This window comes from Streptomyces sp. NPDC001002, from assembly GCF_053599215.1.
The window spans coordinates 1-11,212 of record NZ_JBSFLV010000228.1 but is presented as its reverse complement, the minus strand read 5'-3'; the positions used below and the strand labels follow the sequence as shown (position 1 = coordinate 11,212).

1 protein-coding gene is annotated in these 11,212 nt (G+C 71.6%); it reads right to left on the bottom strand.

The genetic code is table 11. The features are described from left to right. Positions 1-11,212, bottom strand: an 11,212-nt coding sequence (locus ACWDR3_RS45460) for an amino acid adenylation domain-containing protein (protein WP_450358577.1), incomplete at both ends; no start/stop codon positions are given.

Sequence of the window (11,212 nt, the reverse complement as noted above, 5' to 3'; positions counted from 1 at the left end):
CGAAGCCGAACGACGCGAACTGCAACACAGCGACGCCAGGACCAGCACCCAACACGGGTGTAATCACTTCCGCGAGATTCGCCAGCCCGCCATGCGCAACCGCCACACCCTTCGGCCGCCCCGACGAACCCGACGTATAAATCACATACGCCAAATCCCCCGAACCGACCAACGCAGCAGGCACAGACACAGCGGCGAAGGCCTCACCCACACGCACAACCGGCACATCAAGCGCCGCGCCCGGTACGACGTCCCGTTCAGCCAGCACCAAGCGCGCACCACTGTCAGCAACCACGAACTCGATCCGGTCGGCAGGGAGTTCGGGATCCAGCGGCACATAGGCCGCACCCGCCCTCCACACACCGAGGAGCGCCGCGACCATGTCCACACCCCGCGGCAGGCATAGCCCCACCACACACTCGCGACCCACGCCCAGGGCGCCCAGATACCCGGCAACCCGACCAGCCCGCTCGTCCAACTCCCGATACGTCAACACCTGCTCACCGCAGACGACCGCCACCGCATCCGGCGTCCGCACCACCTGCGCCTCGAACAACCCGGGCACCATCGCATCCGGTGCTCCAGAGACCGCACCACCCTGCCACTCGGCCAACACCCGGTGCCGTTCCTCCACACCCAGCACATCAACCGCCGCCAACGGCGTCTCGTCGGACGACTCCAACGCAGTCACCACATTCGCCACGCTCTCCCGCAACAACCCGCACACCCGCTCCGGATCAACCGGCATCACCGCCTCCACGGTGATCGCGAACCCGGAGCCGTCGTCGTCGACGGCGACGTCCAGCGGGTAGTTGGTGTGTTCGCGGGAGAACACCGTCCTGATGCCCTGGATGGCGCCGTCGTCCTCGGGTCCCGGACGCGTCTGGTTGTGGCGGTAGTTGAAGATCGACGTGAACAGCGGGCTGCCGCCCGGAACTCCGCTCGCCGCCTGGGCCAGCGAGAGCGGGGCGTGCTCGTGCACCAGTAGTCCGGCCAGTTGCCGGCGCATGTCCTCCAGGGACCGGTCGACGCTCTGACCGTCGACGCGCACTCGTACTGGAAGGGTGTTGATGAACAGGCCCGGCACCCGGTCGGCGCCCGTACCCGCGTTCATCCGACCGAACAACACCGTCCCGAAGACCACATCGTCCCGCCCCGACACCACCGCGAGCACCCGCGCCCACGCCAGGTGCAACACCGTCGCCGGACTCACACCCCGCCCCCGCGCCACCCCCCGCAACCGATCCGCGAATTCCTCTTCCAGACGCAGATGGCCATGGGCGGACGCTCGGCCGGCGGAGTGCACATCCGTCAGGCCGTAGGGAGCGGTCGTCTCGGTCACATCGCCGAGCAGCTCCGCGAAGTACCGCTCATGCTCCTCACGCGACACGCCCAGCCGGGCCTGTGCCACGAATTCCCGGAACGGCAGCGGCTCCGGCAATTCGTGTGCGCGGCCGGACAGGAAGGCACGCAGCTCGCCGAGGAGCACGTCCAACGTCGTGTGGTCCTGGACGAGGTGGTGGATCCGGAGCAGTGCAAACCACCGATCCCCGTGACCCGGATCCGCCGCGGCATGGACGTCCAGCAACGGCGCACGGTCCAAATCCATCCACGTGCCGGCGGCGGCACGCAGCTGTTCCACCGCGTCCGTGTCGTCGTTCAACGTGAGTTCTGTGACGGTGAGTTCAGCGCGTCGGGCGACGACCTGTACGGGTTCGCGCAGACCGTCCCAGACGATCGCGGTCCGGTAGACGTCGTGCCGGTCCACGACCCACTGCAACGCCCGTAGGAAATCGTCCAGCCGCTCCCGCGCGTCGAATTCGAGCACTGTGGGGGTCACGTAGACGTCGGTGCCGTCGCGATCGGCCATCAAGTGGTGGAAGAACAGGCCCTCCTGGAGCGGGGCCAGCGGATACACGTCCGCCACGTTCGCCGCACCACCCGGGACCGCCTCCACGATCCGCGCGATCTCAGCCTCGTCCAGATCAACCAGCGGCAACATCTCCGGCGAGATCGACTCCGCACCCTCCGGAATCAGAACCGGCGGCACCTCCACCCGCTCCGGCCCCGCCGCCACAGAAAGCCCCGCCGGCGTCGGCGTATCGAACAACGCCCGCACCGACACCGCAACACCCCGCGCACGAAGACGCTCCACCAACGAGATCGCCAACAGCGAATGCCCACCCAGGGAAAAGAAGTCGTCGTCAACACTCACCGACGGCAGTCCCAGCACCTCGGCGAACGCCTGGCACAGCAACTCCTCCTGCACCGTCACCGGTGCCCGACCGCCACCGGTCCCGAACTCCGGTGCGGGAAGGGCTGCTTGGTCCACCTTGCCGTTCACCGTCAGCGGCAGCGCGGAGAGTTCCACGATCGCCGACGGCACCATGTACGCGGGCAGGCGCTCGGCCGCGTAGGCGCGCACCGACCCCGCCAGTCCCTCTTCGGCGTCGTCCAGCGGCACGACGTAGCCGACCAGGCGGGTGTCGCCGGGGGTGTCCTCGCGGGCGATCACCGCGGCTTCGGCCACGGCGGGATGGGTGCCCAGTACGGCGCGCACCTCGCCGGGCTCGATACGGAAGCCGCGGATCTTGATCTGGTCGTCCGAGCGTCCGGCGAAGACCAGTCGGCCGTCGGGTGTCCAGCGGGCGCGGTCGCCGGTGCGGTACATGCGGCGGCCGGCGGGAGCGTAGGGATCGGCGACGAAGCGTTCGGCGGTCAGGCCGGGTCGGCCGGCGTAGCCGCGGGCCAACTGGGCGCCGGTGACGTACATCTCGCCGGTCACGCCGACCGGTACGGGGTGCAGCCACTCGTCGAGGACGTGGACGGCGAGTCCGGGCAGCGCCTGTCCGATCACGCTGCCGGTGAGGTCGGTGTGCGGGTCGAGCCGATGGTGGGTGACATGCACGGTGGTCTCGGTGATGCCGTACATGTTGATCAGCCGAGGGCTGTCGTCGGGGTGTCGTAGCCACCAGTCGGTGAGGCGCTCGGGATCGAGGGCCTCGCCGCCGAAGACCACGGTCCGCAGAGCGGTGCCGGGGCCGGAGCCGGTGCGGGCCTCCGCGGCCATCAACTGGTAGAAGGCGGAGGGGGTCTGGCTCAGGACGGTGACGCGCTCGCGTTCCAGCAGCCGCAGGAATTCCTCGGGTGAGCGTGACACCTCGAAGGGCACGACGACGACGCGCCCGCCGTGCAGCAGGGCGCCCCACAGTTCCCACACCGAGAAGTCGAAGGCGTAGGAGTGGAACCAGCTCCAGACGTCGTCCGCGCCGTACCGGAAGAGTTCCTGGCCGGCGGTGAACAGGGAGACGACGTTGCGGTGGGGCACGACGACGCCCTTGGGGGTTCCCGTGGAGCCCGAGGTGTAGATGACGTAGGCCGGGTGGTCGGGGCGGAGCGGGGTCGTGCGGTCGGTGTCGGTCGGGGGTGTGTCGTCCAACCTGCTGGTCTCGGCGAGGAGTTCGGGATCGTCGAGGATCAGCGACGGTGTGTCCGGCGGCAGGACGGCGGCGCAGTCGGCTGTGGTGAGGACGGTGTGGGCGCCCGCGTCGGCGAGGACGAAGGCGATGCGGTCCTGGGGGTAGTCCGGGTCGACGGGGAGGTAGGCGGCGCCGGACTTGAGGACCGCGAGCAGGGCGACGACCAGGTCGCTGGAGCGTCGCATCACCACGCCGACCAGGGTCTCTGGACCCACTCCGCGGTGGATGAGATGCCGGGCGAACTGGTTGGCCCGGGCGTCGAGTTGAGCGTAGGTGAGGTGGCGGCCGTCGTCGACGAGGGCGACGGCCTCGGGGGTGCGGGCCGCCTGGGTGTCGAAGAGTTCGGGCAGGGTGACGGCGGGGACCTGGATCTCGGGCCGGTTCCAGTGCGTCAGGACGCGGTGGCGCTCGTCCTCGTCGAGGATGTCGATGGCGCTGAGGCGTTGGTCGGCTCCTCGGGCGAGGGTGTCCAGCACGCGTTCCAGGGCGTGTGCGATGCGCTCGGCGGTGTCCGGGTCGAAGAGGTCCGCCGAGGCGATGACGGCGGCGCGCAGTCCGGTGGGGTGTCCGGCGTCGTCGTGGGTCTCTCGTACGTCGACGTCGAGGTCGAACTTGGCGGGGGTGCCCTGGCCGGTGACTCCTCCGACGCGGATGCCGGGCAGGTCGAGGGCGGGGGTCTGCCCGGTGTTCTGGAGGGTGAGCATGACCTGGAACAGCGGGTGCCGGGCCGTGGAGCGGGCCGGGGCGAGCGCCTCGACGAGCCGTTCGAAGGGGACGTCCTGGTGGGTGAAGGCGTCGAGGCTGGTCTCGCGGGCGCGGGCGAGCGCCTCGCCGAGGGTGGGGTCGCCGGACAGATCCGTGCGCAGGACAAGGGTGTTGACGAAGAAGCCGACCAGGTCGTCGAGGGCTTCGTCGGTGCGGCCGGCGACGGTGGTCCCGATGGGGATGTCGGTGCCGGCGCCGAGCTTCGACAGCAGTACGGCCAGTGCCGTCTGGACGATCATGAAGAGGGTGACGCCCTCGGCACGGGCAAGGTCGGCAAGGCGGGCGTGGACGTCGGCGGGGACGACGGCGTCGGCCAGGTGTCCGCGGTGGCCGGCGGCCGACGGGCGCGGCCGGTCGACGGGCAGGGCGAGTTCCTCCGGGGCCCCGGCCAAGGTCCGTCGCCAGTGGGCGACTTGGCGGGCGAGGAGGCTGTCGGGGTCGTTCTCGTCTCCGAGCACCTCCTGCTGCCAGAGGGCGTGGTCGGCGTACTGCACCGGCAGCGGTGTCCACTCCGGGGCCCGTTGGGCGCACCGCGCCGCGTAGGCCGTGGCGAGGTCGCGGGTCAGGGGGCCGGTCGACCAGCCGTCGGTGGCGATGTGGTGCACCACCAGGACCAGGACGTGTTCGTCGGCCGCTGTCGCGAACAGCCGTGCCCACAACGGGATTTCCTGATCGAGTGCGAAGGTGTGCCGCCCCGCGCGGGTCACTTCGGCGGTGAGGTCGTCGGGGGCGACGTCGACGACGTCCAGCGTGAAGCCGGTCTCCGGTACCGGCAGGATCCGCTGCCACGGGGTGCCGTCGGTGGCCGGGTAGACCGTGCGCAGCACCTCGTGCCGGTCCAGTACGTCGCGCAGGGCCGCGTCCAGGGCCGTGCGGTCGAGGGTGCCGGACAGCCGTAGAGCCACCGGGACGGTGTAGGTGGTGCTCGGTCCTTCCAGTCGCTGGAGGAACCAGAGGCGGCGCTGCGCGAACGACAGCGGGATCCGCTCGGGCCGTTCCTGGGGGCCGAGCGGTTCGCGGCCCTGCTCGGTGTGAGCGAGTCGGGCGGCGAGCGCCGCCGGGGTGGGGGCGTCGAACAGGGCGCGGAGGGGCACTTCCCTGCCGAGCACGGTCCGCAGCCGGCTGGCGAGGCGGGTGGCCAGCAGGGAGTGTCCGCCGAGCGCGAAGAAGTCGTCGTCCACACCGACGGAGGGCAGGCCGAGGACGTCGGCGAAGACGCCGCACAGCAGCTCTTCCTGGACGGTGGCGGGGACGCGGCCCGCACCGGTGGTCCATACGGGGGCGGGCAGCGCGGCCCGGTCCACCTTGCCGTTGACCGTCAGCGGCAGCGCGTCGAGGACGACGACGGCCGCGGGCAGCAGGTAGGCGGGCAGGCGCCGGGCGGCGTGGCCGTCGATCACGTCGGAGAGGTCGGCGGTGTCCTCGGTGGGGACCAGGTAGGCGACGAGCTGCTTCTCGCCGTCGGCGTCGGCGCGGACGAGGACGGCGGCCTGTGCCACGCCCGGGTGCGTGGAGAGCACGGTCTCGAGTTCGCCGGGCTCCACCCGGAAGCCGCGGATCTTGACCTGGTCGTCCGCGCGGCCCGCGAACACGAGGTGCCCGTCGGTGTCCCAGCGCGCCAGGTCCCCTGTGCGGTACATCCGTTCACCGGCACCGCCGAAGGGGCAGGCGACGAAGCGCTCGGCGGTCAGCGCCGCGCGTCCGAGGTATCCACGGGCCAGTCCCGTGCCTGCGACGTACAGCTCGCCGGGGACGCCCACCGGTACCGGGGCGAGGGTGTCGTCGAGGACGTACGCCCGGGTGTTGTCCAGCGGCCGTCCGATCGGCAGCACGTCGTCGATGCGGTGCGTGTCGTCGGTGGGGTGCTGGGTCGCGCAGAGGGTCACCTCGGTCGGCCCGTACAGGTGCCGCACCACGACACCGGGGTTCTCCTCCAGTACGCGGCGCACCGCGGCCGGGGGCACCACGTCCCCGCCGGTCAGCACTTCCCGTACGCCCTTGAAGCAGGCGGGGTCCTGTTCGGCGAGGACGCGCAGCAGGCCCGCCGTGACGTGGACGTGCGACAGCTCGTGCTCGGCGATCAGGTCGCGGAGTCCGGCGGCGCCGAAGGGTGCCGTCGGCGCGATCACGACGGTGCCGCCGCTGAGCAGGGGTACCCACAGTTCGTAGGACGAGGCGTCGAAGGCGTGCGGGGCGTGGAACAGCACGCGCATCGTGCGGGACGCTTCCCAGCAGCGGTCCTGGGCCAGGGTCATCAGGTCACGGTGGGTGGTCACCACGCCCTTGGGCACACCGGTGGAGCCGGAGGTGTACATGACGTAGGCGGCCTGGTCGGGGGCGGGGGCCGGGGGCGGCGGGGTGATGTCGGCGGAGACAGGCCGGCCGTCTCTCGGTACCGGCTCGGTGTCGGCCGCGATGAGGCGGATGCCGTCGGTGTCGGCCGAGAGGGACTCGTGTCCGGCGGTGGCGGCGTGCACCACCGCGACCCGTGCCCCGGCGTCGCGCAGCACGGTCCGGATGCGGGCGGGTGGCCAGGCCGTGTCGAGGGGCAGGTAGGAGCCGCCGGCTTTGAGGACCGCGAGCAGGGTGACGACGAGGTCGGTGGAACGTTCCATGAGGACCGCCACCGTGGACTCCGGTGTCACTCCGGCGGCGACGAGTCGGGCGGCCAACCGGTCTGCGCTGCGGTCGAGTTCGCCGTAGGTCAGGGTGGTGCCGTCGTGGACGAGGGCCGTGGCGTCGGGGGTGTCGGCGGCGCGGGCGGCGAACGCCGCGGGGACGGTCAGGTCCGGGAGCGGTGTCGCCGTGTCGTTCCAGGTGTGCAGGAGCCGGTGCCGTTCGTCGGCGTCGAGCAGCTCCAGGGTGTCGAGGCGGGTGTCGGGGGCGTGGCCGAGTGCGGTGGTGAGGCGGTCCAGGCAGGCGAGGAGCAGGGTGCCCACGCGGGTGGGGTCGGCGGGGGCGACCGCGTCCACGGTGAGGGAGAAGCCGGTGTCGTCGGCGTCGACGGCCACCGCGAGGGGGTAGTTGGTGAGGTCACGGGCGGACAGCATGGTGATGCCGCGCAGCGCGGAGGCGGGGTCACGGCGGGCGGCCTGGTTGTGGCGGTAGTTGAGGATCGAGGTGAACAGGGGGGTGCCGCCGGGGAGGGCGGCGGCCTGCTGGGCCAGCGACAGCGGGGCGTGCTCGTGCACCAGCAGGTCGGCCAACTGGCGGCGCAGACCGCTGAGTCCCTCCGCCACGCGTTGCCCGCCGACCCGTACGCGTACGGGCAGGGTGTTGATGAACAGGCCGGGCACCCGGTCGGCGCCGGCTCCGCCGTTCATCCGCCCGAAGAGGACGGTGCCGAAGACGACGTCGTCGCGGCCCGAGATCGCGGCGAGGACGCGCGCCCACGCGAGGTGGAAGACCGTCGCCGGGCTGGCTCCGAGTGTGCGCGCCGACTCCCTTATGCGGTGGGCGAGTTCGGCGTCCACGGGCAGATGCGCCTGGGCGGCGGTCGCTCCGTCGCCGTGCACGTCGGTGAGTCCGTACGGCGCGGTGGTCTCGGTGACATCGCCGAGCAGCTCGGCGAAGTGGCGTTCGTGCTCCTCGCGGGAGACGCCGAGGCGGGCCTGCGCCACGAACTCGCGGAACGGCAGCGGCTCGGGCAACTCGTCGGCCCGCCCGGACAGATAGGCCCGCAGTTCGTCGAGGAGCACCTCCAGGGTGGTGTGGTCCTGGACGAGGTGGTGGATCCGCAGCAACGCCAACCACCGTCCGTCACCACCCGGTTCCGCCGTCACGTGCACGTCGAGCAGCGGGGCGCGGCCGAGGTCCATGTGTCCGCCGACCGTGGCGCGCAGCCGCTCGACCGGGTCCGGCCCTTCGTCCAACGTGATCTGGGTGACAGGCAGTTGAGCCCGTCGCAGTACGACCTGCACAGGCTCGCGCAGGCCTTCCCACAGGACGGCGGTGCGGTAGATGTCGTTGCGGTCGACGACCCAGCGCAGGGCGTCGACAAACGTGTCCAGCAGTTCCCGGGTGTCGAAGCGCAGGACGGTCGGCGTCACGTATACGTCGGTGCCGTCACGGTCGGCCATCAAGTGGTGGAAGAACAGGCCCTCTTGGAGCGGGGCCAGCGGATAGACGTCCGCCACGTTGGCCGCGCCGCCCGACACCGCCTCGACGATCCGTGCGACCTCCGCCTCGTCCAGATCGACCAACGGCAGCATGTCGGGCGTGAGGTGCTGCGCACCCTCCGGGATGCGGTTCTCCGGGACCACCACCTGCTCGGGACCGGCGACCGCCGCGAGACCGGCCGGGGTGGGTGTCGCGAACAGGGCGCGCACGGACACGGACACTCCCCGTACGCGCAGCCACTCCACCAGAGACACGACGAGCAGGGAGTGCCCGCCGAGCGCGAAGAAGTCGTCGTCCACCCCGACGGCGGACACGCCGAGCACCTCGGCGAACGCCTGGCACAGGAGCTCTTCCCGCACGGTGGCCGGAGCCCGGCCCCTTCCGCCGTCGGCCGCGTAGTCGGGGGCGGGCAGGGCCTTGCGGTCCAACTTGGCGTTCACCGTCAGCGGCAGCTCCGCCAGGACGACGACCGCCGAGGGCACCATGTACCCGGGCAGTTGCCCGGCCGCGAACTCCCGCACAGCGGTGGCCAGTTCGCCATTGTCCGCGTCGACGGCGGGCACGACGTAGCAGACCAGCCGGGTGTCGCCGGGGATGTCCTGGCGGGCGACCACTACGGCCTGTCCGACGGCCGGATGGGCGGTGACCACCGTCTCGATCTCGCCGGGTTCCACGCGGAAGCCGCGGATCTTGATCTGGTCGTCGGCACGCCCCGCGAACACCAGCTCCCCGGCCGCCGTCCACCGCACCCGGTCACCGGTGCGGTACATCCGCTCCCCCGGTTCGAAGGGGCAGGCGACGAACCGTTCCCCGGTCAGCGCGGGCCGCCCGAGGTAGCCCCGGGCCAGCCCGGTGCCGGTGACGTACAGCTCGCCCACCACGCCGACGGGGACCGGGTTGAGCGCGTCGTCGAGCACGTACACACGGGTGTTGACGATGGGCCGGCCGACCGGGACGCCGGCGCCCGCGTCGAGATCGGGGCGGCACTCCCACACGGCGGTGTTCACGCTGGTCTCGGTCGGGCCGTAGCTGTTGAACATCACGCGGCCGTCCGACCAGCGCGCGACCAGCTCGGGCGGGCAGGCCTCGCCGCCGACATCGAGGACGAAGGACGGGTCGAGCGCGTCCTCGGGGAGCGTGGCCACCACGGCGGGCGGCAGTGTCGCGTGCGTCACCCGCTCCTCGGTCAGGAACCGGGCGAACTCCGGGCCCAGGCGCCGGTCCTGGGGCACGATCACCAGGGCGGCTCCCGTGAGCAGGGCGAGCAGCCACTCCTCGCAGAACATGTCGAAGCCCATCGACGCGAACTGCGCGACCCGGCTGCCCGGTCCGGCCCCGAACCGTCCGTGGCTGCCGGACAGATTGGCGAAGCCCTCCTGGGTGACGACCACGCCCTTCGGCCGCCCGGTCGATCCCGAGGTGTAGATCACGTACGCGGGATGGGCCGGTCGCAGCGGTGCCGTACGGTCGGCGTCGGTCAGTGCCGCCGGGTCGAGCCCTGCCAACTCCTCGCGGGTTTCCGGGGTGTCCAGGACGAGCACCGGCACCGTGATCGTGTCGGGCAGCGCGGAGACGCTCTCCGTCCGGGTCAGCACCAGGGTCGGGGCGGCGTCGGCGAGCATGAACTCGATGCGCTCGGCCGGGTGTTCGGGGTCGATCGGCAGATAGGCGCCACCGGCCTTGAGGACGGCCAGGATCGACACCAGCACGTCGGCCGAGCGTTCAAGGACCAGAGCGACGACCGACTCGGGCCCGACCCCGGCGGCCACCAGTCGACGCGCCAGCCGGTTGGAGCGCTCGTCCAACTCCCGGTATGTCAGCTCGACTTCGCCCGAGACCAGAGCGGTCGCCGCGGGCGTGCGGCCCGCCTGCGCGGTGAACAGGTCCGGCACCAGGCCGTCGGGGGCCGTGGCGGCGGTGTCGTTCCACTCCTCCAGCATCCGCCGTCGCGCGTCGGTCCCGAGCACCCGCAGCGCCGTCAGCCGTACGTCCGGGCGGGCGGCGACCTCTTCCAGGACCTGGGCCACCAGTCCCGCGATCCGCTCCACCGACGCGGCGTCGAACAGGTCCGCCGACCCGATGAGGGAGCCGTGCAGCCCCGCGGGACGACCGTCGCCGTCGAAATCCTCCCCGACCACGAGGTCCAGGTCGAGTTCCCGCATCGCGTGCTCACCGGGCAGCGAGCCGACCCGCAGACCCGGCAGCCTGAGCGCCGACTCGGCACCGCGTGCGGAGACCAGGTCGGCGTTCTGCACGGCCGCCATCACCTGGAACAGCGGATGCCGGGCCAGCGAACGCGACGGCGCCAGCTCCTCCACCAGCTTCTCGAACGGCACGTCCTGATGCTCGAACGCGTCCAACGCCGCCTCACGCACGCGGGTCAGGATGTCGGTGAACGTCGGGTCGCCGGACAGGTCGGCGCGGATCACCAGGTTGTTGACGAAGCAGCCGACCAGGTCATTGAGCCCTTCGTCGGTCCGACCCGCGGTCAGCGACCCGATCGGGATGTCCTCGCCCGCCCCCATCCGGGACAGCAGCATCGCCAACCCCGCCTGCACCACCATGAACAGGGTGGCGCCATGCTCATGGGCGGAGGCGAGCAGCCGTCGATGGGCCTCGGCCGACACCCGTAGCTCAGCGGAGTGCGCCTGGTAGGTGGGGGTCGCCGGGCGGGCCCGGTCGACCGGCAGCACGAGCTCCTCCGGAGCACCGGCCAACGCGCCCTGCCAGTACGCCACTTGCTGTGCAAGGACGCTGTCCGGGTCGTCCTCGTCACCGAGCAGTTCGCGCTGCCACAGCGCGTAGTCCGCGTACTGCACCGGCAACGGCGACCACTCCGGCGCCCGGCC